The following is an 18,509-nucleotide window of genomic DNA, read 5'->3' on the forward strand; positions in this document are numbered from 1 at the left end:
GGCTCAGTAATCGGGGCGTTCTTCGTACTCGATGGGGTCGCGTACCCCGACGTTCTGGAATGCCTGCAATCGATAGGCGCACGCATCGCACGTTCCACACGCGGGTTCCTCCGCACGGTAGCAACTCCAGGTGTGTTCGTACGGTACGCCGAGTTCGACCCCTTGTCGGGCGATGTCGGTCTTACTCCATTCGACGAACGGTGCGACGAGTTCGATGGTCGTGTCGGGTTTCGTTCCGACGTCTACGACCTGCTGGAACGCCTCGAAGAACGCGGGTCGGCAGTCTGGATATCCCGAGAAATCCTCGCTATGCGCACCGATGAACACGGCGTCACAGTCGTTCGCTTCCGCACACGAGACGGCCATCGAGAGGAGGTTCGCGTTACGGAAGGGAACGTAGGTGTCTGGAATTTCTTCACTCTCTAAATCGGCGTCTTCGACCGCCATCTCGTCGTCGGTGAGACTCGACCCGCCGATGGTGGCGAGATGGCTCGTTTCGACGCGGAGGAACTCGGCATCGAGTTCGTCGGCCTGCCGTTTCGCGCACTCGAACTCCTTGCCCTCGGTTCGCTGGCCGTAGGAGGTGTGCAGGAAGAACGGTTCGTACCCCTGTTTGCGGGCTTCGTAGGCCGCGGTCGCGCTGTCCATCCCGCCGGAGGCGAGGATTACCGCTCGATTCGGTGTCGGTACGTCTTCGGTCGTTTCGCTCTTGTCGGTCATTTCGTATTCGTCGGCCGGTTCTGATTCGTCGGTCGTCTCGTCTCCTGTCATCGGTTCAGGTTCCTGGTGCGTCGTTCCAGAGGTCGACGTGCAATCGCGGTGTGTATCGGTAGCCGTGCTCCATCGCCAACTCTGCGACTTGCTCGCGTGTCTCGTCCAACCGCTCGCGGGTCGCGCCCTCGGGCATCAAGAGCACGTCGGTGTCGTCGATGGTCGTGTCCGTAGCGTCACGAACGCTCGAAACGAGTGTCTCGACTTCGTTCACGTCGGAATCGTCCGTGACGACGAACTTCAACTGCGTCTCGTAGGTATCGACGAGTGCCGCGAGTGCGTCGATATCGATCCTGCGCGCTTCGTGGCGGTCTGCCCACTCACCGTCTCCTTTCGGGTCGTTCTCCGCCGTCGGCGTCGAGGAGGCGAGTTTCGGGCTGATACTCGCCAGATCGATAGCTGCGTCCCTGAAGATCGTTCCGTTCGTCTCGACGGTCGTATGATACCCCATCTCTGCGAGTTGATCGAGGAGGATGACAGTCTCGTCGTGAACCAGCGGTTCGCCACCCGTGACGACGACATGATTCGCATCGTACGAGTCGACTTCGGCGAGGATTTCGGAGAGCGTCATCTGCGCGTGGGTCGGTTCCCACGACGTGTGATACGAGTCACAGAACCAACAGCGCAGGTTACACCCGCTCGTCCGGACGAAGACGCTCGGAACCCCCGCCAGCGTTCCCTCTCCCTGAAGCGAGTAGAACAACTCGTTGATGGGAAGTGTCGGTTCATCGGGATTCGCATCCATCGCTGTACTCGATTCGGAATCTGCTTCCGAGCACGCGTCGGCGTTCACCGGCATAGTCAGACAGGCCCACCACAGAGTTCTGCGGTTTCACTGACCTGTACCGCGACATCCGAGACGGTGTCTGGCAGTTCCTCACGGAGGCGGCGTTCCAGTTCGATACTCATCACCTCGGCCGTCGGTGGATCTTCGAAGAGGACGACAGCGTCTGAATCACCACTTTGCTCGAACGCCTCGACGAGAGGGTCGCCCACCTCCAGCAGGAATCGATGATCCCACTCGGAGATGATTGCAGTAATATCTCCTTTATCTACGACCCATCCTTCTTCCGTGAGTTCGCCGACCACCGTTACCTCGATCTCGTAGTTATGGCCGTGCGGTCGGCTACATTTCCCATCGTGATGGAGCAACCGGTGGCCAGAACTGATACGAATCGGTCGGTCCCGACCGATGTGGAGGGTTCGTTCGGGCGACGATTCCAGTATCGACTCAGTCATACCCGAAGCTTATCGAGAGAATACTTAAACAGAGTCACTCCGAGCTGGGCCGGAACTGTTCCGGCGCTACAGTATCCGGCGAAGGAGGCGGAGGGGGAGCGTGATGATCGCGATTACGAGGTTGATGGCCGAGCGAAGCACCGACCGGATGGGCGCGAGTACTGAAAGCATGGCTTTGTCTTTCGTGGCGACGGGGCTGTTGCTTGTGCTTGTGAATGCAAGTTCAGAGAGAAACCCACCTTCGGGATTTGTCTCGATAGAAATGCTCCGTCAGGGATTTGAACCCTGGTCCTTGCCGTGAGAGGGCAAGATGATTGGCCGGACTACACCAACGGAGCGCATCTTTCGATAATCGCACGGACTGTTTAACAGTTGCGTTTTCGCCACGCTGTGGCCCAATCTGTCACATCCAGAAACGTGGACTGCGTTCTCGAATCGACGAACAGTGACCGAAACCGGACGACCGATCACTCGCGGTCGAGTGGCGACCCGGCAGCGTCCGGTTCGTGGCCGTCGAGGCTGATGATGTTCTCGCGTCCGACCCGGAGTTTGCTGATGTCGCCTTCGTCTTCCATCTCCGAGAGGAGCATGCTCACCTTGGACTTCGACCAACCGGTCGCTTCCACGATGTTCACCTGTTTCATCCGACCGCCGTTCTCACGGAGGAGTTTCTTCACCCGCGCTTCGTCCGTCAGTAGCTCTTCGTCGCTGACGGCAGGTTCGGCACTCCCGCCACTGGACTCCGTGGACGCGGTGCCGCCACCACCGCCGCCACTTGGAGTGGTCGGAGTCGAGGAGAGCGACCCGAAGCCACCCTGCCGCCACGCGAACACCGCCGCCAAGCCGATCAAGACGACCACGGCAGCGACGAACAGCATCATCGGCGAATCGGATGGCTTCTCCTCACCATCTCCCGGCTGGTCGTTTCCGCCCGGCGGGGACGTTGTCGTCGGTGATTCGTTTTGTTTCGGTTGTGTGAACCGAACCATCGGTCGCTGGTCGTTGAATTCGCGGTCACCATTCCAGGAGACGGTATCGCTTTCCACTAGCGAATCGCCCGTCATGTGGCGTCCTTTCACTGGTTGTGCGGATTCGAACTTCATCCCGTCCGCGGGTTCGACCACCAACCGCTGGTTCGCTCCGAGGTAGAGCCCTCCCTTGAACACGTCACCGATGGCGAGATACGTCTCTCCGTCCGATCCTTCGTCGGTGTACGCGAACGACGTCCATCGGAACGACATCTCGACGACGCCCCGTTTCGCATCCTGGTTCAAACCGCCACCGCCGATGTATGCTCGTTTCGTGAAGTTCTCGGCGGTCATCACCCGCTTCGTCTGATTGTTCGCCGTCGAGGTCAACTGCATCGCATTCTGCCGGAAGTCCTTGTACAGCTCTGTGTTGCCGTTGTTGAACTCGTTGGAGAACTGATTGAAATCCTTCCGTTCACTCTCGTTGTTCAGTGTCTTTTCGTAGCGGAACGTCCACCGCGCGGAGCCATTGCCATAGACCAGTATATGAAATTCGACATCGTCGAACTCCTGGGAGGTTGTGATCGTCTGGGGAGTTGTCGGGTCACTACTCTGAGTCGTCCCGAGAGCGGGAAGCGACCCTATGAGTAGTACCGCGACGAGGCCGACAGCCAGGAGCCGTCTCATGTACATAATTCGTCCATGCCCGGATATAAAAGACCTTGTGACGTGCGCTCGTCAGCGTGCAATGCTTCCAGATGACATGACCTGTGTTGGCGATTGCCATGCAGTTACGTCGTCCCGAGGGTCGGAATCGAGGACGACGAGATCGGCCCTGTAGCCCGTTTCGACCAGTCCGACGTCCGTTAGTCCGAGCAAGTCGGCGGCGTTGACCGTGGCGGCTTCCAGCGCATCGTCGGGGGAGAGACCGTATTCGACCATCAGCTCCAGCTCTTCGGGGATGTCGCTGTGGAAATTGAAGGGCGTCCCGGCGTCGGTTCCCATCGCCACCGTCACTCCAGCGTCGATGGCGTGTTCGAACGCCTCTTCGAAGGCGGCGGCGGCTTCTTCTGCCTTCTCGACGGCAAATTCGGGAATACCCGCTTCGACGCCTTCGTCGACGATACCGTGGAGGGCTTTCGCGGTCGGTACCCAGTAGGTGCCTCGCTCGGCCATGAGTTCCGCCGCTTCCCGATCCATGAACGTCCCGTGTTCGATGCTCGATATCCCAGCACGAACCGCGTTTTTGATCCCTGCCGAGCCGTGGGCGTGAGCCGCCGTCGGAACGCGTTTCGCGCTGGCGGTTTCGACGAGTGCGGTTAGCTCCCCTTCGTCCAGTTCCGGCGCGCCAGTGATCGCACCCTCGGTGAGGACACCACCGGTCGCCATGCACTTTATCACGTCCGCGCCGCGCTTCAGTTGCTCTCTGGCAGCCTTCTTGACCTCCGCGCGCCCGTCCGCCTCCCGGCCGAACCAGTGGCCGTGTCCACCCGTCATCACGACGTTCTCGCCACAGGCGACCACGCGCGGTCCATCGACGACGCCTTCATCGACCGCTCGCGCCGCATCGAGAGCGAGCGACGAGGGCGCACCGAGGTCGCGTACGGTCGTCACGCCGGTTTCGAGTGCCGCCCGGAGATTCGCCGTCGCGCGATACGCGAGCATCGTCTCCGACTCACCGACCGTCGACGCTGGGTCGGGTCGGCCATCCATCATCAGATGAACGTGCGAGTCGATGAGCCCCGGTGCGACGAACTGTCCGCTGACGTCGATCTCTTCATCGGCGTCGGGTGTCTCCCCAACCGCGACGATCTCACCGTCTTCGACCGCCACGTCAGCTTTCCGGACTCCTGTGGAGTCGACGACATCTCCACCGCGAAGTACGATCATGACTGGCGTGAGACGCGCTGGCAAGATAACTGTCGGGGTCGCGGCAGAGCGAGATAGAGAGAGAATTTCGCAGCCACGGCAGGGGGCAAAAGAACGAACCCGTCTGAAACCAAACGAAGGGGTATGGCAGAAACGCCGCTTTCTGGAAAGAGTGCGTTGATAACGGGTGCGAGTTCGGGCATCGGACAGGCGACCGCGCATGCACTCGCGCGGGAGGGGGCGCACGTCGCGCTCGCGGCCCGGCGAGAATCGGAACTAGCCGACATCGCCGAGTCACTCGAATCGAAATACGACGCAGAGACGCTCGTCCTTCCGACCGACGTGCGCGACGAAGACGAGATCGAGTCGATGGTCGAAGACACCGTCGGCGAATTCGGTAGTCTCGACGTGCTAGTGAACAACGCAGGACTGGCGCGGGGTGAACAGGTTGAAGACCTCTCGACCGACGAGTACCGAACGATGCAGGAGACGAACGTGGATGGCGTCTTCTTCACCACGCGGACGGCCCTCCCACACCTCCGCGAATCGGCAGGGAACCTCGTCTTCGTCGGGAGTTTCGCGGGCCAGTATCCCCGTCCTTTCAACCCTGTCTACGCCGCCACGAAGTGGTGGGTACGTGGATTCGCACACAGTCTCGAAGGGCAGGTCGGTGGGGATGGCGTCGGTATCACGGTGGTCAATCCCTCCGAGGTTCGAACCGAGTTCGGCTCGGAGTACGGCGAACCATTCGCCGAGCGATTCGACCCCGGAAGCGTCACCGAACCGGAGGAGGTCGCAGAGGCGATCGCGTTCGCGGCGCGGCAGGAGGGATCGACGGTCAGCGAACTCGACATCTATCGACGCGATAAGTTCACCGACTTCTGATGGTTCCTGGAATCACCCGTACCCTTCGTACTGGACGTGCTCGTCGGGAACGCCGAGCAGTTGCGCGGTTCCGGTGAGTCGGGAGACCATCGCGTTCACGCCACAGGCATACACTTCGAGGTCGGCGGGGTCGATCCGCGCGTCGATGTCATAGGCCGTCGGTCCCGTGGACTGCGCCAGTTCGTCCGGGCAGTCTGCGTCCTCGGCGAGATACTTCACGAGCGTCTGCTGGACGTAGTCCGTCTCTCCCTCCCAATCGGTGAGATACTCCTCGCGCGAGCAGGTCGGGACGAAGTGGAAGTTGTCGTGTTGCTCGGCCAGTTCCTCGAACTCCTCGCGGTACGGGAGATCGTCTTTCCACGTCGCACCGAGGAAAAGCCACACGTCGCGTCGGTCGCCGTCGTGCTCGTCTCGTCCCTCCTCGAACGTGTATCGAATCATGCTCCTGAGTGGTGCGACACCGGTTCCGGTGGCGAGAAACGCCATGTCGCGTCGGGACGGTTCTTCGAGGACGAAATCACCGTTCGGCCCGCGAACCGTCACCTCGTCGCCTTCAGCGAGGTCTTCGAACAGCTTCGACGTGAGTCGTCCGTGTGGCACCCGTCGAACGCAGATCTCCATCGTCTCTTCGTTCGGCGTGCTGGCGATGGAGTACGGGCGGGGCGTGTCCTCGTATCGAACCGTGACGTACTGACCGGGAGCGAAATCGAACTCGTCATCGTCGATGTGAACGCGAAGCAGGGTCGGAAACGCGCGTTCGTGACGGGCCTTCAGCGTCGAGAGCATGGTGGTGAGTTGTTCGTGACCGCGGTCTTCCGACTCCAGTAGCGATGCCAACTCGTCCCAGTCGATGTCGTTCGCCCTCGGGCGTTCGACCTGTTCGATCCACCCTTCGCGCCCGTGTGTTTCGAGCAGTTCGGCGACTCGTTCGACCACCTCCTCGGTACGGTTGTGCCCGAGATGCTCGACACGAGTGATCTTGGCGGAATCGGTCATCAGTGGCAACTCCTCTGCTCGTTCGTGTTGAGAGTGCTGTTGTGGAACCTCCATAGCCGACGTGGTAGTCTGTGTGGGGTGCGAGTCGGAAAACACTTCTCGCCACGTTTCAACGACTACGCCTCTACTCTTATCGAAGCGCATCGGCCACCTTCTCGATGGGGTGTGGTGGCTCCTCATCCTGCCGATCACCGACCTGAGTTCGGCAGGACGCACCGGGTGCGACGACCTCGGCTCCGTCGCTGTCTTCGATCTGGTCGAACAGGATCGACCCGACCGCCATGCTCATCGAGTAGTGTTCGGATTCGTAGCCGAAACTGCCCGCCATCCCACAACAGCCGGAATCGAGGACGTCGACCTCGTAGCCTGCCCGCCGGAGAACGCCAACGGCGTGATGGTCTTTCTTCGTGGCTTTCTGGTGGCAGTGGCCGTGGTAGGTCAGCGACCCGCTTCCTTCGAACGAGAGATCGAGGTCGAATGTGTCGAGATACTCGCAGATGCCGTAGGTGTTCGCCGCCAGTCGTTCGGCTTCGGTTCGGACACCCCCTGCTTCCGGGTCGGCAGCGCGCGGTTCGGTGTATTGACCACTCGACGAACCGGACTCCTCGCTCGCCGGGAGCAAGTCGAGGTAATCCGACTGGAACATCACGGCGTCGGAGGGTTCGACCACGACTACGTCCCAGCCGTCTCGGACGAATGGCCCAAGCGCCGCGACGTTCGTCTCGGCATGCTCGCGCGCAGTGTCGAGAAAGCCCTTCGAATGGGCGGGGCGACCACTCGCGGCCACGTCGTCCGGAATCCGGACGTGGACGCCTGCGGCTTCGAGCACCCGGACGGCCGCCTTTCCAGCATCGGGGTGGTTGTAGTTCGTGTAGGTGTCGGGAAAGAGGAGTACACGCCGCGTGGCGTCCGATTCCGGGACGCCCGTTCCGCGCGTTTCGAACCAGTCATCGAGGCTCTCGCGGTGGAACGTCGGCAGTGAGCGTTCCGTGGCGATACCGACCGTTCGTTCCAACAGCGTTCGAGCACCCGGCAGTTTCGTCGCCCAGTTCGAAAGCGGCGCGAGGGTACTCCCGAGCGCCGAAAGCTTGCCGATATTTGCAAAGAGGTGGTCGCGCACGTTCGCGCCATGCCGTCGATGGTACTCGTGTTCGATCTCGGCCTTGAGTTTCGCCATATCGACCTCGCTCGGGCAGTCGCGGGCACAGCCCTTGCAGCCGATACAGAGATCCATCACCTCGTGCATGAACTCCACGTCGAACTGCTCGTCGCCTCCCTCCGCGGGAGAGGCCCACTCCGAATTGGCGGCGTTCGCCGCCCCCAGGTCGCCACTCATCGCCTGCCGAAGCATGTTCGCTCGGCCGCGCGTGCTCGTTATCTCCTCGTCCGCAGCGCGGTAGGTGGGGCACATCACACCACCCGTCGTTTCCTGCCCGCCGCGACAGCCACCGCAGCCGTGACAGAGTTCGACCATCCCCTGAAATCCGTTCTCGTTCTCCCAGTTCAATACGGGGTCGAACCCAGAATCGAACTCGTAACCGGGCGAGAATCGAAGATTCTCGGTCATATCAACGTCGCCGCAGACCTGTCCGGGATTCAGGAGCTAGTCGGGGTCGAAGGCGGACTTGAGATCGCGGAACACCTCCCAGACGTGTTCGCCGTACAGTTTCCGATTCCACTGGGTACGGGCGCGACCGTCACCGTGCTCCCCCGAAACGCTCCCGCCGTACTCCACGACGAGGTCGGTCGCTGCATCCGCGATGGATTCCATCTGGTTCACGCCCGCCGGACTCTTCGTATCGACGAGGGGGCGGATGTGGAGACACCCCGGCCCGGCGTGGGCGTAGAAGCTGGCGAAGGTGTCGTTGTCCGCCAATACCTGCTGGAAGTCCGCGACGTACTCGGGCAGGTTTTCGGGGGGAACCGCAGCATCCTCGATGAACGAGATGTGCTTCGAGTCCGTCGTGCGCGAGAGCAGGATGGGGAGACCGGACTTGCGGAGTTTCCAGAACCGCGCACGGTCGGCTTCGTCGTGGGCTTCCATCGCGGCGAGTGCTCTGTCTCCCTCGCGGTCGTCACGAAGCCGGGCGACCTTCTCGCGGCCATCCTCGTCGTCTTCGGCGTAGAACTCCACGAGCAGGACGGAGTCGGTCCCCTCGGGCAACATCTCGACCACGTCGCGGAACTCCTCGGTGTCGCGGGCGAGCGAGATGAGCACGTCGTCCAGCACTTCGACCGCGGCGGGGTCGTGTTCGAGGATGGGGGCTACGTCCTCCATCGCGGCGTTCAGACTCCCGTAAGAAAAGAGCGCTACCGCCTTCGTTTCGGGAACCGGTTCGAGCGAGACGGTGGCCTCGGTGACGATGGCGAGCGTCCCTTCACTTCCGGCAAGAAGGCGCGCGAGGTTGATCGAACCATCTTCGGCCTCTTGCACTAGTCGGTCGAGGTTGTATCCTGAGACGTTGCGCTTGAGTTGCGGAAACACCTCCTGTATCGCCTCGATTTCCTCGTCGAGAATGCGAAGGACTTCTGCGTAGATCTGTACTTCGCGGTCGCCCTCCGGGTCGGCACGCTCTCGAAGTTCGTCGATGGTCACCTCGCCGAACGTCGTCACCGTACCATCCGAGAGGACGACTTCGACCTCGTCGATGTAGGCGTCGGTCTTGCCGTATTTCAGGGAGTGCGCCCCCGTCGAGTTGTTGCCGATCGCACCCCCGAGCGCACTCTTGTCGCCCCACGCCGGGTCGGGTGCGAACTTCAGGTCGTGGTCTGCGAGTGCGCGATTCAGATCACCGAGGACGATGCCGGGTTGGGCGCATGCAGTTCGGGCGTCGGGGTCGGTGTCGAGCAGTGCATCCATGTGCCGGGTAAAATCGAGGACGACCGCCTCGTTGATGGACTGCCCGGCGAGACTGGTTCCCCCACCGCGCGGCAGGACGGGAATCTCGCGCTCGGCGCAGTAGGCCATCACCGCCGACACGTCCTCGGTCGAGCGCGGGAAGACGACGCCGATGGGAGTCACTTCGTAGGCGCTGGCGTCCGTCGCGTACAGCTGGCGGGAGTACTCGTCGAAACGAACCTCGCCGCCGACCCGGCTTCGAAGGTCGGCGACGAGTCCGGGACGCGCCACGTCGTCGGAACGGTAATCGTAATCCGCCCGGTCGTCGCGGGCCGGGTCGTCCGCGTCACCCACATCGCTCGCGTCGCCCGCGTCGCCTGTAGCCATGCAGGGGCGTAGGGGGAGCGAGGCGAAAAGTGATGTGGGGTCAGATTCGTCGCACGCTCGGCTTCGCCGACCGCACGACCGAGGACAGGGCATCCCATTTCAAGAGCGCGAAGCCGACGAAGATGGCGGCGAAGCCGAAGACGGTCGTTTCGGCCACCAGTTCGCCGAGGAGGAGCCAACTGAGGAGCGTCGCGACGACGGGTTCGAGGTAGCCGACGAGATTGAGTTCCGTCGGGCCGATCCGGTCTAACAGCTGGAAGTAGAGCAGGAACGCGATCACACCGGAGACGAGCGTCAGGTAGGCCAGCGAAGCGACCGCGGGCATCGACCAGTCGATCGCGGTGACGGATTCGCCGTCGAGGATGCTGATGCCGTGGAGAAGTCCCGATCCGAACACCATCGCCCAGCCCTGGAGCGCGGGGATGGAGAGTCCACTGTCGAGTGGGCGTACGAGCACCGACCCGAGGGCGAAACTCGCCGCACCGAGGAAGACGAGTCCGATGCCGAGAACGTCCATGGAGAAGATGGTTGCTGGGTTCGGGTCGGCGACGATGGCGACACCGATGACGCCACAGACGAATCCGACGACGCCGACGGGCGTGACGTGTTCGTCTGCGAGGAGCGTGCTGGCGAAGACGGCGGTGAGCACGGGTGAGAGGCTGATGACGACTGCCGCGAGTGCACCCGGAACGTGCTGTTGGCCGAGGTAGAGCAGGCTGTGGTGGCCCGCGATGATGAACACGCCGATGGTGACGATGGCCAGCACATCCGTCCGACTCCGTGGTTGCCAGCGGTCGGTCGTGGCGACGGCGTAGCAGAGGATGACCAGTCCGGCCACGTCGTAGCGGATGGCCGCGAAGAGCAGAGGCGGAAAGTAGTCGAGTCCGACGTCGATGGAGACGAACGAAGCCCCCCAGAAGCTAGCTAACAGTACGAATAATATGCCATTTTGTGGTAGTAATCTACTATATTTAGTCAATAGCATGTATTTCTATCCAACTGTATCGGTGACTCCTTGTTAAATCCTTCTACAAGAGATTCGTCTGACACTGAATCACTATCAGTATCTCAGAGGAATGTGAGAGTTCGGCTTCGAAGAATCAGTTTCGAGGGGAGATAACTCGGAGTGTATCACGCTACTGTCCTGACCGAAAATCCAGAGGTTAAGTACACGGACTCACCAATTCGAAATAGATGGATCAACGCGACATCACTCTGCTCAAGGCGATTTCCGATCTGGAGACAGGAAGTCCCGAACGACTACACGAGGAGACCGACATCCCGGTTTCGACTATCCACTACCGGCTCAACAACCTGCGCGATGCTGGCATCATCGAGAACGACCTCTACGATATCGACCTCGAAGCGTTCGGACTCGGGGTTACCGTCGTCGTGGAGGTGTTCGCCAACTACACAGGTTCGTATAGCGATTTCGGAGAGAAGATCCTCGATATCGAGGGTGTGACGCAGGTGTATTTCACGATGGGAGAGACGGATTTCATCGTCATCGCTCATCTCTCCGGGCGCGAGATGGTCGAACGACTCATCACCGACTTCGAGAAGATAGAAGAAGTAGAACGGACGAACTCCACGTTCGTCATCTCCACGCTTCGTGACTCCCACCGCGTGCTCCAGAGCTACAGCCTCGAAACGCTGGTCGAGGAACTCGCCGAAGACTAGAGCGGTGTTCCATCATCGCCTCCGGTCGCACAACGTACGGAGAGCGATTCACGATTCGGTGCGATGCAGGAGACGGAACTGATGGTATCGGTGTTCGTCGGCTCCGGTTGGAACGTCACGCTGTCTCCCACCTGAAGTCGGTTGAACAGCGACCGGTGTGTGGCGTATCGTTTCTTCGTACCTGCTGTCGCGTCGTTCGGCCACGCCACCTGATAGTGGTCGATGGTCACCTCGTAGGTCGGATTTCCGGCGGTCTTCCGGAGTGTTCCGAGAAGCTCGTCGCTCATCGTGAGGTTTCCCGCACTGGCGGTTCCGGGATAATCGCCGTGGGTCGTCACACCGTCCGGACCATCCGAGATCAGTTTCTCACCACCCACTCGAACTGCCTTTCCCACGACGGCTCCCTGATTCGTCCCGAAGACTGCTGTGGTACACCCGGCAGTCGTCGCCACCGCACCGACGATCCCGACTCGAAGGAACCGACGACGATTCACACGTCGACGTTCGAAGGTGGCGGGGATAGTTCTGTCTCTCCGGTGGGAACGAAAATCGGAAACCCCACCCCATCCTACGCCTGAGCATGATTCGTAATATCGCGGCGGGCGTCCAGTCGTTCACCAGCAACGCCTTCCTCGTAGTCGGCGACCGAACCGTTCTCGTGGATACCGGGTCGAACTTCGACGCAGCGGGTCAGGTCGAAAAGGTCGCCGGGAGCCTCGACGCCATCGTTCTCACCCACACCCATCCAGACCACGTCGGAAACGTCGAAAAGGTCAAAGATGCATTCGGCGTCGAGGCGTTCGGGTTCGACACGAATCAGCACGGTGTCGACATCGCGATTGAAGACGACGAGATGGTCACGCTCGGCGACGACGACTACCGCGCGCTCCACACGCCGGGACACAAGAACGACCACCTCTGTTTCTACTCGGAATCGGCGGGTGTGCTCTTCGCTGGCGACCTCGTCTTCCAGAACGGGAGCTTCGGCAGAACCGACCTCGAAGAAGGCGACCGCGAGACGCTCGTGCGAAGTATCGACCGCGTGCTCGACGCGGTGGACGACGACCTGCACGAGATGCACACCGGGCACGGGCCGAGCGTGACCACCAACCCCTACCACGACATCGAACTCGCGTCGCAGGCCGCGCGGATGTACTGAGAGCAAATCGAATTCCTACCGAAGCGCGTCGTATGCTGACTCGTACGCTGCCGCGATCTTCTCGGGGTCGTTTCGCTCGGTTTTCGTCAGCGGTTCGAGCGTCTGCGTCTCGGCGGGATCGAGCAGACTCACCACGTCTTCGACGCGCTTTTCGAGCGTTCCGTCGCGCGCACTGCTGTCGGCGACTTCACAGGCTTTCTCGTAGCGAGTGCCGTCGTACACTCGAACTCGGCGGGGTTCGACGACTGCCACCGTCTCGAACTCGACACCCTGTATGGGGCGGGCGATGTCGCTGTAGGACTCCACGACCGCCCTGTCTTCGTCACGGATTCGTTCCGCCAGTGCCCGGAAGTGAGGCAGGTAGCGGCGTTCGGTCTGGTCGTTCAGTTCGGAAAGCGACTCGACTTCCACGGCGTCGTCCAGCGGAAGATTCTCCCGCACGACCGTGGGCTGTTCGACGGTTCCGTTCACGACGAACGTCTCACCGACACGGTCGACGAGAAACTCCCGGTGTTTCTGACCCAGCAGACCTTGTCCCTTTCTCGGTGCGGGCCACCAGAGTCGGTGAACCGGGTTCACGTCCTCGGGGGCGTACTCGCCCGCGCTTGCGTCCGCAAGTCGAGTCGCGTCCTTGCCGTAGAGTCGCCCCTCGGAGATGGCGTTGATGGCGTCGTCGTGGTCGAACCAGAGGTCGTTGCCTGCGCGTGGTTTGAACCCCACGGCGGAGAGATGTGAGAGGAGACCGACCGTGAACGTGGTCTTGCCCGCATCCACTCGGTCGCTTCCGGCGACGAGAATCGTCATGTCTTCAGGCCGTAATAGCCGGGTTCCTCATCGCTCGGCGGTTCCCCGACCACGAGGTCGTCAGCATTCGTCATGATCCACGGGATCGCCCAGTCGAGCAAGATCTCTTCCGTCTCCACGTCGAGTTCGGCGTCGACGTCGAGACCCTGCAAGAGACGAGCGATCTCGTAGACGTTGTACATCGAATCCGATTCGAGCAGATCCTCGGGCTCGTAGAAATCACAGGGGTGCAGTTCTTCGAACTCCGATTTCGACTTGGGCATATCTGGGGCTACGCACGAACGAGCGTAAAACTTCACGAATCGACCCGTCTCCTGGAAAAATATCCATCACCCCATCGCCTAATATAACTATCGATAATCATAACCGAGAATTTATATGATTGGTTCTAGAATGTCAATGACATGCGTGAGGAACAGGGTAGCGAGACGAAACAGGCCCTCGTGTCGGCATTCGCCGAATTCGCTGGTGACGACCTTCGGGACATCTGGCTGTTCGACCAGACAGACTTCGAAGTGTTGTATCTACGGGACGACGTCGCAACCAAACTGGAGGACGTGACCGTATCGAAGTTCGTCGACAACGAACGATTCGGCTTCATCACACGGGATACGTACAACCAAATGTACTACGCTTCCTACTAGTACACGGTGCGGGGATTCGACGATTTCGAGCAGTTTCGGATGTTCTTCGCGGACGAAGAGCGAAACGTCGGGGTGTTTGCTAGTCTCGACCAACAGCCCGGTGGACACGATTACGAATCGCTCTATCGACACGTGACCGATATCGCGTCGGGATACGACGTTCCGACGGTGACGCCCACAGAGGACTGACGGCGACCGGAAGATACGGAATCGACAGCAGTCGCTCTTCGTTCAGTCTGAGAAAAATATCGGTAGTTTCGGCCTTATTCGAACCGCGGCACGACGTTCTCGTACTGGTCAGCAACTTCGTCCCAATCGACGACTTCGAAGAAGTTGTCGATGAAGTCACCGCGATCCGGACCGTAGTCGTAGTAGTAGGAGTGTTCCCACACGTCGAGTGCGAGAATCGGGTGGCTACCCCAGAGTGCGCCCTGGTCGTGCTTGTCGACCTTGACGTTACGGAGCTGTTTTGCGACAGGATCGTAAACGAGCAGTGCCCAGCCACCTGCGGCGCTCGCGGCGGCCTTGAACTCGCCCTTCCAGCCCTCGTAGGAACCGAAGTCCTCCTCGATGCGGTCTGCGAGTTCGCCCGCTGGCTCGCCGCCGCCGTTCGGATCCATGTTGTCCCAGAAGAGGGTGTGGAGGTAGTGTCCACAGCCATTGTGGGTTACGTTTCCGAGTGCGCCTCCAGTGCTGGAGTAGTCCCCGGACTCGCGGTTCTCCGCGAGCGTCTCCTCGGCACTGTTCAGGCCGTTGACGTAGCCCTGATGGTGCGTGTCGTGATGCCACGTAAGCACCTGTTCGGAGATGTGTGGTTCTAGCGCGTCGTAATCGTACGGAAGTGGTGGCAGTTCCGCGTTGGATTTTTCTGGCATTGTATTTCCTCCATCCTTCACATCTCACCAATCGCTGTTAAACCTTGAGGAGGAGTTCGCTAACACACTACACGATATTGCGGCAAAATAATCCGATTCCAGGCGTTATGCGCCCTTGGCTGCGTCGTATCGCGCCGCCACGTCGTCCCAGTTCACCACGTCCCAGAAGTTGTCCACGTACTCGCCCCGGTTGTTCTCGTACTGGAGATAGTAGGCGTGTTCCCACACGTCCAGCACGAGCAGTGGCGTCGTCCCCTGTGGTGTCTGATTCTGGTGGTTCTCGGCCATGCTCACGATCGGTTGGTCGCCGATGTGGTCGTAGAGCAACAGTCCCCACCCGGAGCCTTCGACACCCTTCGCGGCTGCCGCGAAGTGCGACTTGAACGAGTCGAACGAGCCGAACTGCTCGTCCAGCGCGTCCGCGAGCTCGCCGCCAGGTTCGCCGCCCCCGTCGGGCGACATGTTCTCCCAGAACACGGAGTGGTTAACGTGACCCGAGAGGTTGAACGCGAGGTTGCGCTCGACCGCCTTGATATCTCCCCACTCGTCGTTCTGTCGCATCTCCTTTAGCCTGTCCAGTGCCGCGTTGGCACCGTTCACGTACCCCTGATGGTGTTTGTCGTGGTGCAGTTCCATGATTCGCGCGTCGATGCTCGGCTCCAGCGCGTCGTAGTCGTACGGCAAGTCTGGTAGTTCGTAGGTTGCCATTCGAAATCCCCCGTGTGCTGGTCAACGGTGGTCGTGTTAAGCGTTAAGGCGACCGACTGGATTTCGAGTCAGACCAGCTACCAGCTCTGCTGTGAAATCTTTTACGACCCATCCCTGACGGTATCGTCGCACACCACTCCCGACGACATCGTCGCTCACTCCCTGCGGGCCTGGTGGATGGAGGGCGAGGGAGGGAGTGCCGTGCGTGGTGAGCGAAGCGAACCACGAACGAGCGAGCGACTGAGGGCTCCGTTTTGCCCTAGCGATTCTGCGTCTCTTTTCTCGCCGTTATCACTAGCTAGATCGTTCGACGTGGCTAGCTAATGCTAGGGCAAAACGGAGCCCTCAGTCACGCCGGATTCACTTCGTTCGTCCGACGTTCCTTCGCCCTCCATCCACCAGGCCCGCAGGTCGAAAGTAGAGATGCTGTCACGAGTCGCGGGTGACGATTCCGATACGAGTAGTTCGGGAAGATACCGCAACTGAGGTCTGGTAAGAATCGTGAACATGACCCCCCACACCGTGCTTGCTCGCCCCGAGGTCACCCGTACAGCGAGTAGAGGACGAAACCCATACCGACGGCGACGAGAAGCGTCTGGGCGATGCCGAGCGTGAACGCGGAGATGTCGAGCGTGTCGATGAGCGTACAGCCCATCGTCCCGCCGACGGTGAGGAAGATGAAGCCGGTGGCGACGAAGAACATCGGCTCGCTGTGATTGCGTCGATAGCCACGGTAGCCTTGATACGCGATGAGAAGGCCGAGCGTCATGACGAGCAGTTTCCCGGCGAGGAGTTCGACGCGCATGGTCAGTCCCCCCGCATATCTTCCCAGACGCGAGTGAATCGGTCTGCCGCGTCCTCGCGTTCTGACACTTGCACGTCGAGCACGCCGTCTTCGATGTCGATCTCGACGTGTCCGATGGCGGCCTCGTACACGGCTCGGTGGTTACCGTCCGGCTCCGGGCGGGTGTACTTTTCGACCAGCTCAGACGCTTCCAGGTCGTTCAGCCGCCGATAGATGGTCGGAAGCGAGGCGTCGCATTCGGTGCTTAGGGTCTGTGCAGACATCGGTTGTTCGCTCGTTTTGGTGAGGATAGCGCGTGCGTACTCGTCGTCCAGCAGACGAAACAGCTCGGCTGGACTCGGCTCCTCACTCACACATCGACAAGGACACTTCATCATTTAAAGTGTGCCGGGTGACTTCTGATCTTGAAAACGAGTGTCGCGTTCTTTGTGTCACGAGTGACGTCCTCGAAACGAGCGATCATCATGTTCGACGATACTGGGAGCAGTCGGCGGGCGTTTCTCGGGATGACAGCGACGTCGCTGACCACGTTGGCCGGATGTACGAGTGCCATCGATGGCCTGCGAGAAGATACGACGAAAAAGAGCGGTACTGCAGGGACTGCCAATACGACGAACCCATCCGAAACGCGGTCTGCCACCGCTGACACGAAGACCAGTTCCGCCGGAACGTCGAGTGATGGAGGAAAGGCACCGGAAGATCCGAAGACGCTGGTGTACGAGAGCACCATCACGACGAGCTACGGTATCGACCTCCAGGGCAACCCCGTGATGGGGTCGCCCGACGCGCCAGTGGACATCTACTACTGGAGCGACTACCAGTGTCCATTCTGCAAGAAGTTCGAACAGGAGACGTTCCCGAAGCTCGTAGACGACCACATTCGACCCGGTACGGTTCAGTTCGTCGTTCTCGAATATCCAAACATCGGAGACGCATCCAGAACCGCGGCCCGAATCGCCAAGTGCGTCTGGCGACAGGTTCGAGACGAGAACCCGACAGTGTTCAAACGCTGGCACGCAACGGTGTTCGACGAACAAGGGAAACCGAACTCCGGCTGGGCGACCAAAGAGAAGCTACTCGATATCACCAGTAGCGTCGACGGCGTCGATGCTGGTGCCGTCGAGTCGTGCCTCCATAAGAACGACCAGTATGCCAGGTCAGCCGTGTCAGAGGATGTGAACGCTGGTATCGACAACAGTGTGAGCGCGACGCCGACGTTCATCTTCCACGGCACCGAGTCGGACACTTCCACGACCATCAAGGGTGCACAGCCGTATCCCCGATTCGAAGCCGCTATCCAGCAAACCAAGGACGTATGACCGGACAAACCCGACTCCGTCGATGGAGCACGAATCTCAAAGACGCGCTGATGTATCCGACGAGTTCAACGACGAGAGTCGTCGGAACCCTCGTCGTCGCTGTCCTCACCTACCTCCTGCTCATCCTCTCGACGTTTCCGGAGATGTCGATGCAGATGCTCGGCGCGGGGCTACACTGGCTGGACGAAACCCTCGTCCTGTTGATGGAGAACGTGCTGGCGACCAACGGCTGGGCTGGTCTCGCGCTCATCGTCTCTTACGCACTACTGACGGGTATCGCCGTCACCAACACCGCAGCGCAAGTGAGCGTGACCGGCGTGTCGAGCCTCTCGGATCTGACCGGCGTGCTCCCCGGACTGCTCGCCTCAGGGTGTGCGAGTTGCGGCGCGGGATTACTCGGTTTTTTGGGGTTCGCCGGGGCGCTGGCGGCGATGCCGTTCCATGGCGACCTGCTCCGGATCGGCGGTCTGGTGCTTCTGGTGGGATTTCTCGTCCGGGCTGGCGACCCACGGGAGTGCCGGGTCGACGTGTGATCCTCGACCGATTTCCGGCACTGGAGTC

21 protein-coding genes, 1 tRNA gene and 1 pseudogene are annotated in these 18,509 nt (G+C 60.6%); 7 read left to right on the forward strand and 16 right to left on the reverse strand.

Annotated features, from left to right (window positions below):
- Positions 1–3: 3 nt before the first annotated feature.
- The 6 genes from queC to ACR3FE_RS07525 form a co-directional block, all read right to left on the reverse strand.
- The gene (gene queC / locus ACR3FE_RS07500) at positions 4–720 is read right to left on the reverse strand and encodes a 7-cyano-7-deazaguanine synthase QueC (protein ID WP_458206733.1); all 717 of its coding nucleotides are present in this window, start codon (positions 718–720) and stop codon (positions 4–6) included.
- A 55-nt stretch (positions 721–775) separates the two neighbouring features.
- Positions 776–1,570, reverse strand: a complete 795-nt coding sequence (locus ACR3FE_RS07505) for a 7-carboxy-7-deazaguanine synthase QueE (protein WP_458206454.1) — start codon at positions 1,568–1,570, stop codon at positions 776–778.
- A 2-nt stretch (positions 1,571–1,572) separates the two neighbouring features.
- Positions 1,573–2,010 carry a 6-pyruvoyl trahydropterin synthase family protein gene (locus ACR3FE_RS07510; protein WP_458206455.1) on the reverse strand — a complete coding sequence of 146 codons (438 nt, stop codon included), beginning with the start codon at positions 2,008–2,010 and terminating at the stop codon, positions 1,573–1,575.
- A 263-nt stretch (positions 2,011–2,273) separates the two neighbouring features.
- Positions 2,274–2,348: transfer RNA gene (locus tag ACR3FE_RS07515), tRNA-Glu, on the reverse strand.
- 129 nt (positions 2,349–2,477) lie between these two features.
- A complete protein-coding gene (locus ACR3FE_RS07520; RefSeq protein ID WP_458206456.1) occupies positions 2,478–3,665 on the reverse strand; it encodes a helix-turn-helix transcriptional regulator in 1,188 nt (395 codons plus the stop codon).
- A gap of 51 nt (positions 3,666–3,716) precedes the next feature.
- Positions 3,717–4,868: a metal-dependent hydrolase family protein gene (locus ACR3FE_RS07525; RefSeq protein ID WP_458206457.1), complete on the reverse strand. Its 1,152-nt coding sequence runs from the start codon at positions 4,866–4,868 to the stop codon at positions 3,717–3,719.
- A gap of 123 nt (positions 4,869–4,991) precedes the next feature.
- Between ACR3FE_RS07525 and ACR3FE_RS07530 the strand changes: the two genes are divergently transcribed.
- Complete coding sequence (locus ACR3FE_RS07530) at positions 4,992–5,732, forward strand: SDR family oxidoreductase (protein WP_458206458.1); 741 nt, start codon at positions 4,992–4,994, stop codon at positions 5,730–5,732.
- 12 nt (positions 5,733–5,744) lie between these two features.
- Here the strand turns inward: ACR3FE_RS07530 and ACR3FE_RS07535 are convergent, their stop codons facing one another.
- The 3 genes and pseudogenes from ACR3FE_RS07535 to ACR3FE_RS07545 all read right to left on the reverse strand — a co-directional run bounded on the left by ACR3FE_RS07535 (position 5,745) and on the right by ACR3FE_RS07545 (position 10,939).
- Positions 5,745–6,728, reverse strand: coding sequence for a ferredoxin--NADP reductase (locus ACR3FE_RS07535; protein WP_458206459.1), 984 nt, complete (start codon positions 6,726–6,728; stop codon positions 5,745–5,747).
- 130 nt (positions 6,729–6,858) lie between these two features.
- Positions 6,859–9,954: pseudogene (locus ACR3FE_RS07540) on the reverse strand (FAD-binding and (Fe-S)-binding domain-containing protein).
- A 40-nt stretch (positions 9,955–9,994) separates the two neighbouring features.
- Complete coding sequence (locus tag ACR3FE_RS07545) at positions 9,995–10,939, reverse strand: DMT family transporter (RefSeq protein WP_458206460.1); 945 nt, start codon at positions 10,937–10,939, stop codon at positions 9,995–9,997.
- A 209-nt stretch (positions 10,940–11,148) separates the two neighbouring features.
- Between ACR3FE_RS07545 and ACR3FE_RS07550 the strand changes: the two genes are divergently transcribed.
- Positions 11,149–11,634 (forward strand): Lrp/AsnC family transcriptional regulator, encoded by a 486-nt coding sequence (locus ACR3FE_RS07550; RefSeq protein WP_458206461.1) that lies wholly within the window; start codon positions 11,149–11,151, stop codon positions 11,632–11,634.
- On the opposite strand, the gene ACR3FE_RS07555 is transcribed toward ACR3FE_RS07550, so the two are convergent.
- A complete protein-coding gene (locus ACR3FE_RS07555) occupies positions 11,631–12,128 on the reverse strand; it encodes a hypothetical protein (protein ID WP_458206462.1) in 498 nt (165 codons plus the stop codon). The two genes, ACR3FE_RS07550 and ACR3FE_RS07555, sit on opposite strands and share 4 nt — an antisense overlap.
- An 86-nt stretch (positions 12,129–12,214) precedes the next feature.
- Between ACR3FE_RS07555 and ACR3FE_RS07560 the strand changes: the two genes are divergently transcribed.
- Positions 12,215–12,793, forward strand: a complete 579-nt coding sequence (locus ACR3FE_RS07560; RefSeq protein WP_458206463.1) for an MBL fold metallo-hydrolase — start codon at positions 12,215–12,217, stop codon at positions 12,791–12,793.
- A gap of 15 nt (positions 12,794–12,808) precedes the next feature.
- Here the strand turns inward: ACR3FE_RS07560 and ACR3FE_RS07565 are convergent, their stop codons facing one another.
- Positions 12,809–13,597, reverse strand: a complete 789-nt coding sequence (locus ACR3FE_RS07565) for an ATPase (protein ID WP_458206464.1) — start codon at positions 13,595–13,597, stop codon at positions 12,809–12,811.
- Positions 13,594–13,860: a DUF5827 family protein gene (locus tag ACR3FE_RS07570; RefSeq protein ID WP_458206465.1), complete on the reverse strand. Its 267-nt coding sequence runs from the start codon at positions 13,858–13,860 to the stop codon at positions 13,594–13,596. The genes ACR3FE_RS07565 and ACR3FE_RS07570 overlap by 4 nt, the downstream gene beginning before the upstream one ends.
- 141 nt (positions 13,861–14,001) lie before the next feature.
- On the opposite strand from ACR3FE_RS07570, the gene ACR3FE_RS07575 reads away from it, so the two are divergent.
- On the forward strand, positions 14,002–14,241 hold the full coding sequence (locus tag ACR3FE_RS07575; RefSeq protein WP_458206466.1) for a DUF7522 family protein: 240 nt from the start codon (positions 14,002–14,004) through the stop codon (positions 14,239–14,241).
- Positions 14,242–14,247: 6 nt separating this feature from the next.
- Positions 14,248–14,430 carry a hypothetical protein gene (locus ACR3FE_RS07580; protein ID WP_458206467.1) on the forward strand — a complete coding sequence of 61 codons (183 nt, stop codon included), beginning with the start codon at positions 14,248–14,250 and terminating at the stop codon, positions 14,428–14,430.
- 74 nt (positions 14,431–14,504) lie between these two features.
- On the opposite strand, the gene sod is transcribed toward ACR3FE_RS07580, so the two are convergent.
- The 4 genes from sod to ACR3FE_RS07600 all read right to left on the reverse strand — a co-directional run bounded on the left by sod (position 14,505) and on the right by ACR3FE_RS07600 (position 16,982).
- Positions 14,505–15,116: a superoxide dismutase gene (gene sod, locus ACR3FE_RS07585; protein WP_458206468.1), complete on the reverse strand. Its 612-nt coding sequence runs from the start codon at positions 15,114–15,116 to the stop codon at positions 14,505–14,507.
- Between the two features lie 105 nt (positions 15,117–15,221).
- The gene (locus ACR3FE_RS07590; RefSeq protein WP_458206469.1) at positions 15,222–15,824 is read right to left on the reverse strand and encodes a superoxide dismutase; all 603 of its coding nucleotides are present in this window, start codon (positions 15,822–15,824) and stop codon (positions 15,222–15,224) included.
- A gap of 541 nt (positions 15,825–16,365) precedes the next feature.
- Positions 16,366–16,629, reverse strand: a complete 264-nt coding sequence (locus ACR3FE_RS07595) for a DUF7521 family protein (RefSeq protein ID WP_458206470.1) — start codon at positions 16,627–16,629, stop codon at positions 16,366–16,368.
- 2 nt (positions 16,630–16,631) lie between these two features.
- On the reverse strand, positions 16,632–16,982 hold the full coding sequence (locus tag ACR3FE_RS07600) for a helix-turn-helix domain-containing protein (RefSeq protein WP_458206471.1): 351 nt from the start codon (positions 16,980–16,982) through the stop codon (positions 16,632–16,634).
- Positions 16,983–17,093: 111 nt separating this feature from the next.
- On the opposite strand from ACR3FE_RS07600, the gene ACR3FE_RS07605 reads away from it, so the two are divergent.
- A complete protein-coding gene (locus tag ACR3FE_RS07605; protein WP_458206472.1) occupies positions 17,094–17,948 on the forward strand; it encodes a DsbA family protein in 855 nt (284 codons plus the stop codon).
- Entirely contained in the window at positions 17,945–18,481 is a 537-nt protein-coding gene (locus tag ACR3FE_RS07610) for a hypothetical protein (RefSeq protein WP_458206473.1), read from the forward strand. The genes ACR3FE_RS07605 and ACR3FE_RS07610 overlap by 4 nt, the downstream gene beginning before the upstream one ends.
- Positions 18,482–18,509: the final 28 nt, after the last annotated feature.

Source organism: Haladaptatus rarus, assembly GCF_054177585.1.